Genomic DNA, 15898 nt, shown 5'->3' with positions numbered 1-15898 from the left:
GCTTGCGGTCGGCAGACTGGCTATTTCGGGCTCCCCGCCCCGCGCCCCATGTACTTGTCGACGAAGTCCAGCGCGGCCGCCCCGTTGAAGTCGTGCCGTGCCACGAATTCGCTGAATTCAAAGCGCTCGCCGATACCCAATTGCTTGTAGACGCGGGCCGCCTCCGGCGCGGTGCGCCGCGCGCCTTCAATCGGGAACAACTGATCCTGATTGCCTGCGATGAACAGCAACGGTCGCGGCGCCACCAGCGCGACAACGGCAGGGTCGCGCCACAGCGTCAGGCTGTCCGGGTAGCGCCAATCGAGAAAGCCGCCAGGCGCCGAAGCATCGAGCACCTTCGCGCGGTCATTGAGATACGCCGAAACCGCGGCCACGCGAATACGGGGTTCGAGCGCGCTGGTGTAGAGCGTGTAGAAGCCGCCGTACGAGTGCCCGATCATCGCGACGCGCTGCGGATCGATGTCGTCGCGTTGGGTCAGGACATCCAGGGCCTTGACGACCTTTGCGATCTCGATGGCGGGCAACGAGGTGCCCGACTCCCATGCGTTGACGGCCAGGCGATCCCGGTAGTCGTTGCTGCCAAAGGCGAAATGAGCAAAGGTTGGCAGCCACACCGCATAACCGCGGCGCAATGCCTCCCAAGCAAAATCCTTCGAGTCGTGCTGGACGATGGGAAGCTTTCCGTCGGCCGTCGGCTCCGGTATGCCGCCCCTGCCCGCCGCTGCAATGACGAGCGGCAATTTGTCGCGTGCGCCCGCATTCCTGGGCCGCATGTAGTAGCCAATTGCGTGGACGCCAGGCAACACCGGAATTTCCAATCGGCGATAGGTGGCGATGCCGTCTTCGCCGGCAGGCTCGTCGGCTACTTTCCCGGTGATCGCATCCAGGTAACCCGGCGGCGGATAGCGCAGGCTTTCCTGGAAGCGCGCGCGCATGGCCTTGGTCGAGAGTACGTAGTTGTCCGTGCTTGAAAAATCGAGGGCAGCAAGCGTCCTGTCCAGGGATTGCGCATCACGCAAGCCTTGCAGGTAAGCATCCATTTCCCTGGCCTGCCCGTCCGCGGAATCCAATACCTGCTGCCTCTCCTGCCGAAGCATCGGGGCGCCCAGCCTGGTGGTGACAGCGTCGCGGATCCTGCTCATGACGACCCAGGAGAAGTCGTAAAAAGGGCGCGCGTAGTACGAAAAGATCAGTGCCGCAATGACAAGCAGCAGCCAAGCTGGTTTGGACATGGTGAATCCGGTGAATAGGGCGGTTGGCCGTGGACGTCATTGCCGAGCGGCTCAAGTCCGCCCCGACAGCGTCGCCCCGGCGGGCAATGGCAATGGGTCGCTTCGCGAACGGTCACGTCGACGCGCGGCGCACAACGCTCAGGCCGCCGGCGTCGCCGCCGCCCGCGCCGCATCCAGGTGCAGCTTCGCCCGTTCCGCCAGCGCCATTTCCCCCGGCGTGCTGGGTGTAAGAGGGACCACCGGCATCGGCCGGCCGTGCGAATCGACCGAGACGAACACGATCAGGCATTCGGTGGTCGTGGCCATTTCGCCGCCCTTCATGTCGCCGCTGCGAACCTCGACCGAGATGTTCATGCTGGTCTTGCCGGTGTAGGCCAGCCGTGCCTCCACTTCGACCAGATCGCCGATCATGATCGGGTGGTGAAAGCGGATGCCACCGATGAAGGCCGTCACGCAGTAGCGCTTGGCCCAGCTCGTGGCGCAGGCATAGCCGGCCTCGTCGATCCATTTCATGACGGTGCCGCCATGAACCTTGCCGCCGAAGTTGACCGTGCTCGGCTCGGCGAGAAAACGAAGCGTGATGGAGGACATGAAACCCTTTGGGAGCGGCTGGCGCCGCGACCGATCGATTATCCCGAGGTCGAGCCCGTGCGAACAGTGCACGATGACGCGCAATGAACGCCGCCAGGCGTCCACCGACGCCCCCAGTGAAGAGTGCGATCATGCCGGCCATGCCAATTTCCCGTCGAAACCTCCTGCTCGCGGCAACCGCCGCTCCCCTCATCAGCCACGCCCAGGGCAACACCTGGCCGAACCGCCCGGTTCATCTTGTCGTCGGGTTTCCCGGCGGTTCCACGCCCGACATCGCCGCGCGCGTGCTGGCCGAACCGCTGGCGCGTGCGCTGCGCCAGCCCGTCATCGTGGACAACAAGCCGGGCGCCTCCGGCAACATTGCCGCCGACTACGTGGCCAAGGCCACGGACGACCACACGCTGGGCATCGTCATCAACGGCAACCTCACGTCATCGAAGATCCTTTATCCGAACCTGCCCTACGACCCTGCGCGCGATTTCACCGCCCTGTCGCTGCTGGTCACCGCGCCGCTGGTGCTGGTGGCGCTGCCCACGCTGCCTCCGGGTTCCGCGTTCTTCGATGCGGCCCGGGCCGCGGGCGACAAGTGGAACTACGGTTCGGTCGGCACCGGCTCGGTCGGGCACCTCGGCATGGAATTGCTCAAGAGCCGGGTGCGCGGTTTTGCGCCGGTGCATGTGCCGTTCCAGGGCAATCCGCAGGTGATCACGGCGATGCTCGGCGGGCAGGTCCAGATGGCCCTGATTCCGCCCGGTGTGGCGCTGCCGCAGGTGCGCGCCGGCAAGCTCAAGGCTATCGGCCTGACCAGCGGACGCAGCCCGCTTGCGCCCGAAGTTGCGCCGCTCGCCAACGCTGGCGTACGCGACTTCAACCTGGAGGTGTGGGCCGCCCTGCTCGGGCCGGCCAGCCTGTCGAAGCCCGCGCAGCAACGCATCGAGCGTGAACTGGCGCCGATCATGAAATCCGCCGAAGTGCGGCAAAAGCTGTTCGACCAGGGCTGGCAGGCCGTGGGCACCTCGCCAGATGGCATGCGCGCGCGGGTGAAGGAAGAGGCCGCCATCATGGCGAGCATCATCTCCGCCAAGGGCATCAAGCTTGAGTGAGTCGAGTGAGGGCGCCGGCACGCTGACCGAACCAGCGCGGCGCCTGCCGGTGTTCGGTGAGTACGACGTGGTCGTCGTCGGCGGGGGGCCGGCTGGCCTGGCCGCGAGCGCCAGCGCCGCGCGCCACGGTGCCCGCACCCTGCTCGTCGAGCGCTACGGATTCCTGGGCGGCATGGGCACGGCCGGCGGCGTAACCAACTTTGCCGGCCTCTACGGCCGCCGCGGCGGCGAGATGACGCAGGTGGTGCACGGCGTCGTCGACGAACTGCTCGAGCGCATCGATGCGCTTGGTGGCCTGAACAAGCCGCAGGACGGCATGCAGGGTCGCATCCGCGTGCGCTCCTACGATGTGTCGGCCTACAAGTGCGCGGCCGACCAGTTGCTGCTCGCGGCCGGCGTGGCCGTGCTGTTCCACGCGTGGGCCGCTGCCGTGCTGATGGACGAAACGAACGGCGCGCGCATCGCCGCGCTGGTGGTCGAGACCAAGTCCGGCCGACAGGCCATCCGCGCCAGGACTTTCATCGACTGCTCCGGCGACGCCGACGTGGCCGCCTTCGCCGGCGTGCCGTTCGAGGTGGGCGACGGACATGGCAACAGCCTGTTCCCGACCACCATGTTCCGCATCGGCCATGTCGAGGCGCAACAGGCGCTCGCGGCCATCGGCGAGTTCAAGGCGATCAACGACCTGATGGAGGCCGCGCTGCGCGACGAGCCTGGCCGCTACCAATTTTCGCGCGAGGGCGCCATCGTGCGGCCGCAGATCAACCCGAGCGAGTGGCGCGCCAACGTCACGCAGATCCGCAACGCCGAGGGCCGCGCGATGAGCGGCGTGGACGCGCGGCAACTCAGCGACGGCGAAACCGAAGGCCGGCGCCAGATCGTCGAGTACTTCCGCTTCATGCGGGAGAAGGTGCCGGGCTTTGCCCATGCGCAGATCGTCGACATCGCGCCGCAGGTCGGCATCCGCGAAACCCGGCGCATCGATGGCGCCTATGCGCTCACCGGTGAAGACATCCTGTCGTCGGCCCGCTTCGAGGACGCTATCGGCATCAACGCCTGGCCGATGGAGCTGCACCGCGAGGGCCGCGTCGACTGGGTCTTTCCGCGCAATGCCGCCAACGCCTGCAACGACCTGCCCTGGCGCATGCTCGTTCCGAACGGGGTCGACAACCTTCTGATTGCCGGCCGTTGCGCGTCGATGACGCACGAAGGCCAGTCGGCGGCACGTGCCAGTGGCGGCTGCTTTGTAATGGGCCAGGCCGCCGGCACCGCGGCGGCGTTGGCAGGCGGAGCGGCGATGCGTTCGGTCGAGGTGACCGGGCTGCAGCGAGCGCTGGCGGCTGATGGCGTGCTTCTTGCGCGCCAGTAGTCGCCGCTGGAACCAAGGCGACGCGCCCCGGCATTGCGCCGATCCGGTCGCGGCAAAATCGAACCATGAACGCCACCACCGCCCACGCCGACCGCATCGTCAAGGACCTCGTCACGCTGCTGAGGCTGGAACAACTGGAGGCCGACCGGTTCCGTGGCGCCAGTGAGGACATCGGCACGCGCAACGTGTTCGGCGGGCAGGTGCTGGGCCAGGCCCTGATGGCGGCCATCCGCACTGTCGACGCATCGCGGCGGGTGCATTCGCTGCATGCCTATTTCCTGCTGCACGGCGACAAGCGCGAGTCGATCGACTACTCGGTCGACCGCGTGCGCGATGGCCGCAGCTTTGCCACGCGCCGCGTGTCGGCAATCCAGAAGGGCCGCATCATCTTCACCATGATGGCCTCGTTCCAGGCCGGCGAGGCGGGCGCGCTCGAACACCAGCACGCGATGCCGGACGCGCCCGCGCCGGAGTCGCTGGTGAGCGACGCCGCCCTGCGTCGCGCCATGGTGGCCCGCGAGCCGGACCTGGCCGCCCGCTCCAGGTTCGATGCCGAGCGGCCGATCGAATACCGCACCGTCGATCCGCCGGACCTGCTCGAACCGGAGCCGCGCCCGGACGACTACCGGCTCTGGATGCGCTCGATTACGGCCTTGCCGGACGACCATGCGCTGCATTGCGCGATGCTGGCCTACGCCTCGGACTACGGCCTGCTGCGCGCGGCATTGCTGCCGCACGGCCTCAGCTTCATGCAGCCCGACCTGGTGGCAGCGAGCCTCGACCACGCGATGTGGTTTCACCGCGACTTCCGCATGGACGACTGGCTGCTGTATTCGATCGATTCGCCCAACGGCGTGGATTCGCGCGGCCTCTGCCGCGGCGAGATCCATTCGCGCGACGGCCGGCTGGTTGCGTCGGTGGCGCAGGAAGGCGTGGTGCGCTTGATCGACCCGGAGACGCTCAGCCGAGTTCGAACGAAGTGATGCCGTAGACGCGATCGATCTCGCACGCGGGCGTGGCCCCCGCGTACATGCGCGCGGTCTCGAACACGCGCTGCATTCCGAGCGAGGTGGCCAGCGTGACCGCATCGGCATTTCGCAGCGGAACGTCCAGATAGACCGTGTCGCCCACGGGCACGCTGCGGCACAGTGCCAGGTAGAGCGCCTTGGCCACCTCGCGGCTTTCTGCCAGCAGGGGGCCGATCTTGTGGCCTTCGCGGCATCGGCGGATCAGGCCCCAGCCTGCCAGGCGCCTGCGTTCCATCCACGCGACACCGCAGGCGTCGGGCATGCTGATCCAGGCGCGCAGGAAAGCGTCGCGTGCCGCAGGGAACACACGCCGGTCGTCGGTACGCAGCAGCTCGAAGTTGACGCCCGCCAGCGGCACGATCTGCCCCGCCACGGCCTGCCCGGCGGGGCGCGCCACGCCCGCGAATCGAGCGTTCTGCCAGGCCAGCGTGAAGCCGCTGCGGCGGTAGTTGTCCTGCTGCGCCGGGACGCCGTCGAGCCCGACCACGCGCCCTTCGAGGCGCGCCATGCCGGCCTGCCATAACTGCAGGCCGAAGCCCTTCCCGCGCCACGGCGGCGCCACGACGTAGAAGCCGATGAAGCCGAAATGCTCCTCGTAGCGCACCGCGGCAATGCAGCCGACCGGCTTGCCATCGCATTCGCCGATCAGGAAGCCCTCGGGGTCGGCTGCAAGAAAGCAGGCCCCATCATGCAGGCCCGGGTTCCAGCCCTCGAGCGCGGCGAAGTCGATGGCGAGGCGCATCTCGGGCGGCCGCAGGGTGCGGATATGCAGGTCCATGGGCCCGATTGGACGCCAATCGCGGCTTCATGTCTCCCATTCGTCGGCACCCGTGCACCGCTCAACCGCGGAACGGATTCGACGTCGCGAACCAGAGTGCGATGCCGGTGGCGATGATGAAGGCGCCGTCGGTCACGCCCGCTATCAGGAAGAACTTGGTCTGCAGCGTGTCGACCAGTTCCGGCTGCCGGGCGGTGCCCTCGAGGAACTTCGAGCCCACGATGCCGATTCCGACGCAGGAGCCGAATGCGGCAATGCCGATGAGCAGCGAAACGCCAAGTGGGAGGATGTCGAAGCCGTTCATGGCCGGGTTCCTTGTGCGGGTTGTTGATGTGCCTTCACTGTCGTGCTTTGGCTTCGGGGCGTCGATAACGCCGCAGGTCATGCATGTCGGTGTAATGTCATGTCGCGCCAGTGTCCCGAAACCTTTTGCAATGAACCCCATGCCGCCGTCCAAGCCGTCCGCAACGCGCCGGGTGCTCATGCGCCTCGCGCTGGCCTCCACGGTGCTGGGCGGCGCTGCCAGCGGCTGGACCCGGGAGCGGCAGGCGCGGCCGGCGAAGGCGCCGACACCGGGGCCAATGGGGCCAATGGGGCCAACGGGGCCAATGGCCGGGCCTGTTCCGGGCCCGGTCGAATTCCTGTACGAAGGCGCACTGGGCACCGATGCCATCGGCATGACGCTGGCGCCGGTCAAGGATGCCGAGGGCCAGCTGACGGGACATTACTTCCTCGGCAAGGCACTGGCGGACGTCCCGTTGACCGGCAGCCAGCAGGGGGGACGGCTGGTGTTGGTCGAGCAGGGCGGCGGTGTCTTCGACCTGGAACTCGTGGGCGCAGGCGGCGATGGCGGCAAGCCGCTCGAACTGGGCAACAGCATCGGCGCCACCGGGACGTGGACGCAAGCCAGGCGGCGGCTGGACGTGTCCATTGGCAACATCGGAAAGCGCGAGACCAGCGGGCGCCGCTACGAGAAAGTCACCAGCGAGCCCGACGCGGCCTTCGAGGCCCGCGTGCAGGAGTTCCACAAGGCCGTGCTCGCGAGCGAGCGTGCCGAGGCCGCGCGTTTTGTCGACTACCCGCTGAAGGTGAAGCAGGGCGGCAAGACGCGCCAGATCGCAAACGCCGAGCAACTGGTCGCCGCGTGGGACCAGGTCTTCACGAAGCCGTGCATCGAGGCGCTGAAGGTGGCGCTGCCGCACGACATGTCCGTCATGAACGGGCAGGCCATGATGGGCAGCGGCGTGATCTGGTTCGCGGCCAAGGGCGCGACCGCGATCAACCTGCCTTGAAGTGAACCACCCCCGATGCGCCTGCGGCGCCTCCCCCAAGGCCCTGGGGCGGGGGTGTTTCATTTCAGTTGCTCCACCGCGCTGCGCGCGAGCCGCGAACGCATGAAACCGGCGCCGTCAAGTGGCCAGGGATACCGCGGAACCGGCTTTGCCGGGCCGCTGGTATCGCCCCCTTCAGGGGGAGGCGCCGCAGGCGCTTCGGGGGTGGGTCATTTCCACCTGGTTTTGCGTCGCGGAAGACGCTCCAGCGTGATGCAGCACTGAACTGAGCCGCCCCAAAGGGCTTCGACGGCGACGGCTTACGCCAGCAGCCGCCGGAGGTACTTGCCGGTGTGGCTCTCCTCGTTCGCCGCGATGTCTTCCGGCGTGCCATCGCCCACCACCGTACCCCCGCCCGCGCCGCCTTCCGGACCCATGTCGATGATCCAGTCGGCGGTCTTGATGACGTCCAGGTTGTGCTCGATCACGACGATGGTGTTGCCCGCGTCGCGCAGCTGGTGCAGCACCTTCAGCAGCAGCTCGATGTCGGCGAAGTGCAGGCCGGTGGTCGGCTCGTCGAGGATGTAGAGCGTGCGGCCGGTGTCGCGCTTGCTGAGCTCCAGCGCGAGCTTCACGCGCTGCGCCTCGCCGCCGGAGAGCGTGGTCGCGGCCTGGCCGAGCTTGATGTAGCTCAGGCCCACGTCGAGCAGTGTGTGCAGCTTGCGCTCGATGGTCGGCACGGCCTTCAGGAACTCGTGGGCAGCCTCGACCGTCATCTCGAGGATCTGCGCGATGTTGCGGCCCTTGTATTGCACCTCCAGCGTCTCGCGGTTGTAGCGCTGGCCGTGGCACACCTCGCAGGGCACGTAGACGTCGGGCAGGAAGTGCATCTCGACCTTCACCACGCCGTCGCCCTGGCAGGCCTCGCAGCGGCCGCCGGCCACGTTGAAGCTGAAACGGCCCGGGCCGTAGCCGCGCTCGCGTGCGGTGTTGGTCTCGGCCATCAGCTCGCGGATCGGCGTGAACAGGCCGGTGTAGGTCGCGGGGTTGCTGCGCGGCGTGCGGCCGATCGGCGACTGGTCGACGTTGATGACCTTGTCGAAATACTCGATGCCTTCCACCGACTCGTGCTCGGCCGGCTCTTCGTGCGCGCGGTAGAGCGTGCGCGCGACCGCGGTGTAGAGCGTGTCGTTCACCAGCGTCGACTTGCCGGAGCCCGACACGCCGGTCACGCAGGTCAGCAGGCCGACCGGAAACGCGACGCTCACGTTCTTCAGGTTGTTGCCGGTCGCGCCGATCACGCGGATCTCCTGCAGGTCCGTTTGCGACGCCAGGTGCGCCGCCTCGCGCGCCTGCCGTTTCAGCGCGGCGGGGCTGGGCGGGAACTTCGGCTTGACCGGCGCCTTGCGCGCCTCGTCCTCCGGCTTGCGCAGCACCGGCAGCCACGGCGTGCGCCGTTGCGGCACGGCGATCTGCTTGGTGCCGAGCAGGTACTGGCCGGTGAGCGAGGCTGGGTTGTCGCGCACCTGCTCGAACGTGCCCTGCGCCATCACGCGCCCGCCATGCACGCCGGCGCCCGGGCCCATGTCGATGACGTGGTCGGCCGCGTGGATCATGTCCTCGTCGTGCTCGACCACGATCACGCTGTTGCCGATGTCGCGCAGGTGCTTCAGCGTGCCGATGAGCCGGTCGTTGTCGCGCTGGTGCAGGCCGATGCTGGGCTCGTCGAGCACGTACATCACGCCGGTGAGGCCCGAGCCGATCTGCGATGCCAGGCGGATGCGCTGCGCCTCGCCGCCGGACAAGGTCTCGGCACTGCGGTCCAGGCTCAGGTAGTTGAGGCCGACGTCGTTGAGGAACTTCAGCCGCAGGCCGATCTCGCGGACCACCTTGTCGGCGATCTCGGCCTTGGCGCCGCGCAGCTTGAGCGTCTGGAACCAGGCCAGGCTGTCGCGCAGCGTCGCGTGGCTGATCGCGAAGATGCTCATGCGCTGCTTCTCGGCGCCCGACTCGTCGACCAGGAACACGTTGCGCGCCTCGCGCCGCAGCCGCGAGCCGTGGCAGTCGGGGCAGGGCTGCATGTTGCGGTAGCGGGCCAGCTCCTCGCGCACCGCGACCGAGTCGGTCTCGCGGTAGCGCCGCTCCATGTTCGGGATGATCCCTTCGAACGGATGCTTGCGCGTGAGCTTGCGGCCCGACTGCGCACCCGACTCCATCACGTAGCTGAACTTGATCTCCTCGTCGCCGGAGCCGTGCAGGAAGGCATGGCGCGCGTTTTCGGGCAGGTCCTCGAAGGCCTTGTCGATGTCCACGCCATAGTGCCTGGCCACGCACTCGAGCATGCTGAAGTAGTAGCCGTTGCGCCGGTCCCAGCCCTTGACCGCGCCGCTCGCCAGCGACAGCGACGGGAATGCGACCACGCGCGCCCAGTCGAACACCTCGCGGTTGCCGAGGCCGTCGCAGGTCGGGCAGGCGCCCACCGGCGAATTGAACGAGAACAGGCGCGGCTCCAGCTCGGCCAGCGAGTAGTGGCAGATCGGACAGGCGAACTTCGCGTTGTAGAGGTGCTCCTTGTCGGGTGCGCCTTCCGCGCCGAGCTCCAGCGCGATCGCACGGCCGTCGGCCAGCCGAAGCGCCGCCTCGAAGCTCTCGGCCAGGCGCTGCTGCACGTCAGGGCGCGCACGCAGGCGGTCGATGACGACGTCGATGTCGTGCTTCTCGGTCTTCTTGAGCTTGGGCAGGTCGTTGTATTCGTACGTCTGCCCGTCGACGCGAAAGCGCACGTAGCCCTGCGCCTGCATCTCGGCGAACAGCTCCAGGAACTCGCCCTTCTTCTCGCGCGCGACCGGCGCGAGGATCATCAGGCGCGGCGCATCCTGCTCGCCTGCGCGCTCGCCCGGAATGGCCAGCACCGCGTCGACCATCTGCGACACGGTCTGCGCCTGCAGCGGCAGGTCGTGGTCGGGGCAGTACGGCGTGCCGGCGCGTGCGTAGAGCAGGCGCAGGTAGTCGTGGATCTCGGTCACCGTGCCGACGGTGGAGCGCGGGTTGTGACTGGTGGCCTTCTGCTCGATGCTGATCGCGGGCGAGAGCCCCTCGATCACGTCGACGTCGGGCTTGTCCATCAACTGCAGGAACTGCCGCGCATAGGCAGACAGGCTCTCGACATAACGGCGCTGGCCCTCGGCGTACAGCGTGTCGAAGGCCAGGCTCGACTTGCCCGAGCCCGACAGGCCGGTGATCACCACCAGCTTGTTGCGCGGGATGTCGAGGTCGATGTTCTTGAGGTTGTGCGTGCGCGCACCGCGGATGCTGATGCGCTGCTGCGCCAGCAGGGCGCCGAGGTAGGCGTCGTCGGAGGATGAATTCAAGGCAGGCGGTCGGTTCAGGGCAACCGGGCATGATAAATCGCCGGGCGCTCCGGCGCAGGAGCGCGGATTCGGCGGCTGGGCAGGCGGGCGGCGCCAGCGGCGTGAGAACCAGGCCGGCAGCCGCAGGCCACCTCCTCGCGATGGGGCACAATCTCGCCTCTCGTTTTCCTCGATTCCTCCTCTTTCATCCATTCATCAGGGGCAGTGCACATGGCATCGGTCAATAAAGTCATCCTCGTCGGCAATCTCGGGCGCGACCCGGAAACCCGGACATTCCCCAGCGGGGACCAGGTCTGCAACGTGACGATCGCCACGACGGACAAGTGGAAGGACAAGCAGAGCGGCGAGATGCGCGAGGCCACCGAGTGGCACCGCCTCGTGTTCAACGGCCGCCTGGCCGAGATCGCCGCGCAATACCTGCGCAAGGGTTCGCAGATCTACGTCGAAGGCTCGATCCGCACGCGCAAGTACACCGACAAGGACGGCGTCGAAAAGTACGCCACCGACATCCGCGTCGACCAGATGCAGATGCTGGGCAGCCGGCAGGGCCAGGGCGCGCCTTCGGGCGGCGGCGACGACGACGGCTACGGTCAAGGCGGCGGGGGCTATTCGCAAGCCGGTGGCGGCGGTGGTTACTCGCGCCCCCCGGCCGTTGCACCGCGCGCACCCGCGCCGGCGCCACGTCAGGCGCCCGCCAAATCGTCGTCGGGCTTCGACGACATGGACGACGACATCCCGTTCTAAAGCCGCCTTTCCTGCTTAGGCCGGGCAGGTCACAGGATCCGGCAGATCAAGGACTCGGCCCGTGTCGATCGGCATTGCATAGGCCTTTGTCCAGCTATGCCGCTGACACTTGGTTGACGCCGCACAAATCCCGATCTCTGCTCACAAACTGGCCTTGAGGTCGGACAACGTGACCATCAAGATCATCGGCTCCAGAGGCGATGGCTCGAAGCCCATACGCTCATAGAAGGTCTTTGCGTCCATCGACAGGGCATGCACGATCATGCCCCGAATGCCGATGGTGTCTGCCGCCTGGATCACGCGCAGCCCTGCGTCACGAACCAAGGCACGACCGATGCCTTTGCCGTGCAGAGATTGGTCCACCGCGAGCCGGCCGAGAACGACCACTGGCACCGGGTCGGGCATGTTGCGACGAAATCGACCCGGCGCGGCGTCGACTGTGACCGCACTGGAGGCAAGGGCGTAATACGCGAGGACCCGCCGATCCTCGCAAGCGACGAAGGTGCGAGAAGCGCCGGTCGCCTGATTTTTCAAGGCTCGGCGCTGGAGCCAGTTGTCGAGGCTTTCAACTCCCGATGAAAACAGTTCCAGCTGGTGCGTTGCAGTCAGTGGCTCCGGCGCTGCAAGCGTCACGCCTTGTCCCACGGCGCAGGCATTTGCATGGTCTTGCGCAGGCGTTCATTCGGCACAGGAGGCATGTCCAATCGCGCCAGGAAGGCGGCATAGGCATCCGGTTGCGCGGTGATGATCGTTTGATCAAGCAGGGCCTCTTCAGCAGCGGAACGAGCTGCGTCCAACATGAAATCCGTGCGGTTCTTGCCCCGAATATGGGCCGCACGATCAATAAGGCTGCGCTCCTCCGCCCTGATGCGGATGTTCAGGGTTTCGCGTTTGAGGACAACGGCTCTGGTTGCGGGCATGACGGGTACCTCCTTTGAAGAAGATATTTTAGCGTGACGTAATGTCTTTGTCATTACGTCACATTCCTCGGTTCTGCAGCCGTCACCTTGTGCCAATCAATCGAAGTCGATAGCCATCCTCACAAAGCACCGAGTTCTCCTCGATAGATGCCAACGCTATGACTTTGGTCGCCAACTGTTCAATCGGCTGGGAGTTATGTGCCGCGGCATGAAAAGGCCACGGGTCGGTCGATGCGAGGCGTCGCATCGCTCTCTCCAAGAACTCACGAGACGGGAAATGAAGACCAGACCGCGCTGCCCGTACCTTCCATTCGGCTTCGGCACTATTCGCATCAAGCTGCCGGCCGTGCGACGACTGCAACAGGACGAAGTTGACTTCGATCTCGTGACGTTCGGCCCAATCGAAAAGCGGCCCCGAGGCCCTAGTGCCAGATCGACGCTTCCAATGCTCTCGAATACGTCTGGAAACGCTCCGAGTCTGTCCTACATAGCAGGCCACGTTATCGGCGTGGCAGGCAAACAATGCGTAGATGCAAAAGTCGTACGTCAGACCTTGACTGCTACAGCTAGCGAAACCAGCCTTGATGGCCGCCTTCGGATGGTCTGGCAAGAAAAGCCTAAACCGGCGACCAGTCGCGTCTTTGACGCCGACATACGATCCACCATGTCGCGTCAAGGTCAGGTTCTCGTTGGCCACAAAGCAAAGCAACTCAGCAATACTTGTAATTGCGCCTGAGTTGATATACCGCTGGTAGATCTTTTTCTGAGTCATGCGTCTGCGCCTCCCCTCGCAGCAGGAGTAATCCTACTAAGTCAAAAAGGCCGACTCTTTCCAGAGTCGGCCTTTCTACTTTGTCAGGGGAAACGCAGGTCGGGAGCCCGCACCGCTCCCTCCCAGCTGGCGGAGCGCCAGCAGGCCCTCACTGGACCTTCAAGACCCGCTCCGCTTCCTTCTGCAGGTCAAGGTACTGCGTCTTCTCGACGGTGACGCCGACCAGGTCAATCTTTCCGCCCTTGAACCTTCCAGGCGACTTGTACTGTTGGCTCACTGCGTCGCCGCTATCGAAGCCGACGCAGAGTCCGTCGCCAGAGAGTGTGAACTTGCCGGCCTGCGTCTTCATCGGGCCCTCGGCCACCAACGTGTCGTTGACGTAGAGCTTCGCGCGTCCGATGGACTCGCCATGCTCACCGGTCTTCTCGCGGATGAACTCCATGCCGAGCGTTTGCTTGCCCGGCTTGAGCGGCACCTTGGAGACCAGGTCCTGCTCGGGCTTGATGCCGAGGAAGTTGTACACGTAGTGCAGCTTCTTGTCCTTGATGAACAGCGCGTGCCCACCAAAGCGGGAACCGTGGGCGAAGATCACGCCGGATGCGTTATCGGTGAGATCGACGTTGGCAAGGATCTTGTACGAGCGGCCGCGCACGTTGACCGCCACCCCTTCGGGCACCGGCGAGGTGTCGGGGTAGTAGATGTACCGTTCGCGCGCGGGCTCGTCGGACGGGCGCTCGACGCCGAGTTGCTCGATGGCCGACCGGTCGTCGAGCGGCAGGACCATGTTCTTGTCCGCCTCCTCAAACCAGGTCTTGATCAGTGCCTGCAGCTTCTCGGGGTTCTCCTTCGCGAGATCCTTCGACTCGGAGCGATCGACGTCCACGTGATAGAGCTGCCACTGGTCCTGGTCGAAATGCCCTTTGCCGGTAAGCGGCGCATGCACCGCTGCGGCGAGCCAGCCGTCTTCCCAGATGCCGCGCGTACCGAGCATCGCGTAGTACTGGCGCTTCTTCTGCGTCGGGTCATCCGGCTTCGCATCGAAGGTGTAGCGCATCGACACGCCGTTGAGCGGGTACTGCTGCACGCCCTTGTAGGTCTTGGGCATCTCCAGCCCGGCGATGTCGAGAATCGTCGGCACGATGTCTGTCGAATGATGGTATTGGTTACGGATCTCGCCGCGCGCCTTGATGCCCTTGGGCCATGAGATCACGAGAGGATCGGAGGTGCCGCCCGAATACTCCGCATAGCGCTTGAACATCTGGAACGGCGTCGAGAAGGCGACCGCCCATCCGGTGGGGAAGTGCTCATACGTGTCCGGGCTGCCGAGCACGTCGATGTACTTCATGTTTTCGGCGACCGTGTCGGGATAGCCGTTGAAGAACTTGTTCTCGTTGACCGAGCCGCTGGGGCTTCCTTCACCGGAAGCGCCGTTGTCGGCGGCATAGAGGATCACCGTGTTCTCGAGCTGGCCGCTCTGCTGCAGGTAGTCGACCATCCGGCCGATCTGCACGTCGGTGTATTCAGAGAATGCCGCATAGACCTCGGCCAGCCGGGAGAACAGCTTCTTTTCATCGGGCGTGAGCGTGTCCCATGGCCGCACGTAGTCGGCCGCGTTCGCCACGTCCTTCGGCAGCGGATTGAGCGGCGTGAGTTGCGTGCCCTTGGGCAGCACACCCTTGGCGATCATGCGCTCCAGCACCCAGGTGCGGTAGGCCTCGTAGCCGTCGTCGAACTTGCCCTTGTACTTGGCAATGTAGTCTTTCGGCGCGTGATGCGGGGCGTGGTTGGCGCCGGGGTTGAACCACATGAACCACGGGCGAGACGGGTTGGTGGCCTTCTGGTCGCGGATCATCGCGATGCCCTTGTCGGCCAGGTCCTTGGACAGGTGATAGCCCTGCTCCGGCCCATAGGGCGCGTCGATGAAGCGGTTGTCCTCGATGAGGTCGGGGTACCACTGGTTGGTCTCGCCGCCGATGAAGCCGTAGAAGCGGTCGAAGCCCTTCTGCAGCGGCCACTGCTTGCGGCTCGCGCCGGAAGCAACGTCCTGTTCGGGCACGTTGTGGTTCTTGCCGACCCAGAAGGTGTTGCAGGATCTGCGCGACGGTGGCCGCCTGGTCGGGAAGGCGTCCGCTGGCGCCGGGGAAGCCATTCGCGGCCTCGGTGATGGCGGCCATGCCGTTGACGTGGTGGTTGCGTCCCGTGAGCATGGTGGAGCGGCTCGGCGAGCACAGCGCGGTCGTATGGAACTGCGTGTAGGTCACGCCATTGGCCGCGAGCTTGTCCAGCGTGGGCATGTTGATGCGGCCACCGTACGGTGACCACGCCGCGAGCCCGGTGTCGTCATAGAGGATGAACAGGAAGTTCGGTGCGCCGGCGGGTGCCTTCTTCGGTGTGTACGGTCCCCAGTCCGGCTTCGAATCCCGGATGTCGAGCTTGATGACACCCTTGAAAGTATTGTCCGGGGTCGCTGCTGGTGCGGGGGGCCTGTGCCGGCTGCGCGTGGACCGTGAACCCGAGCATCGCGCCGGCCAGCAGGCCGAGAAGCGAAGCGGATAGCCTTGTTTTCATTACGTTCTCCCATCATAAGAAACCTGATTTGGCGGCGAGTAATTGTGCGCGCCGGCCAGATGTCAACCGGCTGTGACAGACCATGAGCAGGCAGGCAATGACGTTCAAGTGCCCAACATATCCACGGGACCGTTTCTCCCTCTCTCTGTTC

14 protein-coding genes and 1 pseudogene are annotated in these 15898 nt (G+C 65.8%); 5 read left to right on the top strand and 10 right to left on the bottom strand.

The window, feature by feature from the left end:
• Positions 1-20: 20 nt before the first annotated feature.
• The gene (locus WKW80_RS31570) at positions 21-1232 is read right to left on the bottom strand and encodes an alpha/beta hydrolase family protein (RefSeq protein ID WP_340367547.1); all 1212 of its coding nucleotides are present in this window, start codon (positions 1230-1232) and stop codon (positions 21-23) included.
• 138 nt (positions 1233-1370) lie between these two features.
• Positions 1371-1823 (bottom strand): acyl-CoA thioesterase, encoded by a 453-nt coding sequence (locus WKW80_RS31565; RefSeq protein WP_340367546.1) that lies wholly within the window; start codon positions 1821-1823, stop codon positions 1371-1373.
• A 131-nt stretch (positions 1824-1954) separates the two neighbouring features.
• On the opposite strand from WKW80_RS31565, the gene WKW80_RS31560 reads away from it, so the two are divergent.
• From WKW80_RS31560 to WKW80_RS31550, 3 genes are all read left to right on the top strand, one after another.
• On the top strand, positions 1955-2926 hold the full coding sequence (locus WKW80_RS31560) for a Bug family tripartite tricarboxylate transporter substrate binding protein (protein ID WP_422823003.1): 972 nt from the start codon (positions 1955-1957) through the stop codon (positions 2924-2926).
• Positions 2919-4295 carry an FAD-dependent oxidoreductase gene (locus WKW80_RS31555; protein ID WP_340367545.1) on the top strand — a complete coding sequence of 459 codons (1377 nt, stop codon included), beginning with the start codon at positions 2919-2921 and terminating at the stop codon, positions 4293-4295. Before WKW80_RS31560 ends, WKW80_RS31555 begins: the two co-directional genes overlap by 8 nt.
• A gap of 65 nt (positions 4296-4360) precedes the next feature.
• A complete protein-coding gene (locus tag WKW80_RS31550; protein ID WP_340367544.1) occupies positions 4361-5278 on the top strand; it encodes an acyl-CoA thioesterase in 918 nt (305 codons plus the stop codon).
• Here WKW80_RS31550 and WKW80_RS31545 read toward each other — a convergent pair.
• Both WKW80_RS31545 and atpE read right to left on the bottom strand, forming a co-directional pair.
• Positions 5256-6101: a GNAT family N-acetyltransferase gene (locus WKW80_RS31545; protein ID WP_340367542.1), complete on the bottom strand. Its 846-nt coding sequence runs from the start codon at positions 6099-6101 to the stop codon at positions 5256-5258. The genes WKW80_RS31550 and WKW80_RS31545 overlap by 23 nt on opposite strands.
• Before the next feature lie 61 nt (positions 6102-6162).
• On the bottom strand, positions 6163-6405 hold the full coding sequence (gene atpE / locus WKW80_RS31540) for a F0F1 ATP synthase subunit C (RefSeq protein WP_340367541.1): 243 nt from the start codon (positions 6403-6405) through the stop codon (positions 6163-6165).
• 139 nt (positions 6406-6544) lie between these two features.
• Between atpE and WKW80_RS31535 the strand changes: the two genes are divergently transcribed.
• Positions 6545-7393 carry a hypothetical protein gene (locus WKW80_RS31535; RefSeq protein ID WP_340367540.1) on the top strand — a complete coding sequence of 283 codons (849 nt, stop codon included), beginning with the start codon at positions 6545-6547 and terminating at the stop codon, positions 7391-7393.
• Positions 7394-7692: 299 nt separating this feature from the next.
• On the opposite strand, the gene uvrA is transcribed toward WKW80_RS31535, so the two are convergent.
• Complete coding sequence (gene uvrA / locus WKW80_RS31530) at positions 7693-10743, bottom strand: excinuclease ABC subunit UvrA (protein WP_340367539.1); 3051 nt, start codon at positions 10741-10743, stop codon at positions 7693-7695.
• 210 nt (positions 10744-10953) lie between these two features.
• On the opposite strand from uvrA, the gene ssb reads away from it, so the two are divergent.
• Positions 10954-11487 (top strand): single-stranded DNA-binding protein, encoded by a 534-nt coding sequence (gene ssb, locus WKW80_RS31525; protein ID WP_340367538.1) that lies wholly within the window; start codon positions 10954-10956, stop codon positions 11485-11487.
• A 141-nt stretch (positions 11488-11628) separates the two neighbouring features.
• On the opposite strand, the gene WKW80_RS31520 is transcribed toward ssb, so the two are convergent.
• The 5 genes and pseudogenes from WKW80_RS31520 to WKW80_RS31500 all read right to left on the bottom strand — a co-directional run.
• A complete protein-coding gene (locus WKW80_RS31520; RefSeq protein WP_340367537.1) occupies positions 11629-12120 on the bottom strand; it encodes a GNAT family N-acetyltransferase in 492 nt (163 codons plus the stop codon).
• Positions 12117-12407 carry a type II toxin-antitoxin system TacA family antitoxin gene (locus WKW80_RS31515; RefSeq protein ID WP_340367536.1) on the bottom strand — a complete coding sequence of 97 codons (291 nt, stop codon included), beginning with the start codon at positions 12405-12407 and terminating at the stop codon, positions 12117-12119. The genes WKW80_RS31520 and WKW80_RS31515 overlap by 4 nt, the downstream gene beginning before the upstream one ends.
• An 82-nt stretch (positions 12408-12489) precedes the next feature.
• A complete protein-coding gene (locus WKW80_RS31510; RefSeq protein WP_340367535.1) occupies positions 12490-13179 on the bottom strand; it encodes a GIY-YIG nuclease family protein in 690 nt (229 codons plus the stop codon).
• Between the two features lie 148 nt (positions 13180-13327).
• Positions 13328-15328 carry a sulfatase-like hydrolase/transferase gene (locus WKW80_RS31505; protein ID WP_340367534.1) on the bottom strand — a complete coding sequence of 667 codons (2001 nt, stop codon included), beginning with the start codon at positions 15326-15328 and terminating at the stop codon, positions 13328-13330.
• Positions 15324-15530 (bottom strand): annotated as a pseudogene (locus WKW80_RS31500) (sulfatase-like hydrolase/transferase); the annotation flags it as partial. The pseudogene WKW80_RS31500 and the gene WKW80_RS31505, both read right to left, overlap by 5 nt.
• Positions 15531-15898: the final 368 nt, after the last annotated feature.

This window comes from Variovorax humicola (genome assembly GCF_037889915.1).
Lineage (GTDB): Bacteria > Pseudomonadota > Gammaproteobacteria > Burkholderiales > Burkholderiaceae_C > Variovorax > Variovorax humicola.
The sequence above is the reverse complement of the archived record's forward strand: the minus strand, read 5'-3'. Positions and strand labels throughout refer to the sequence as shown.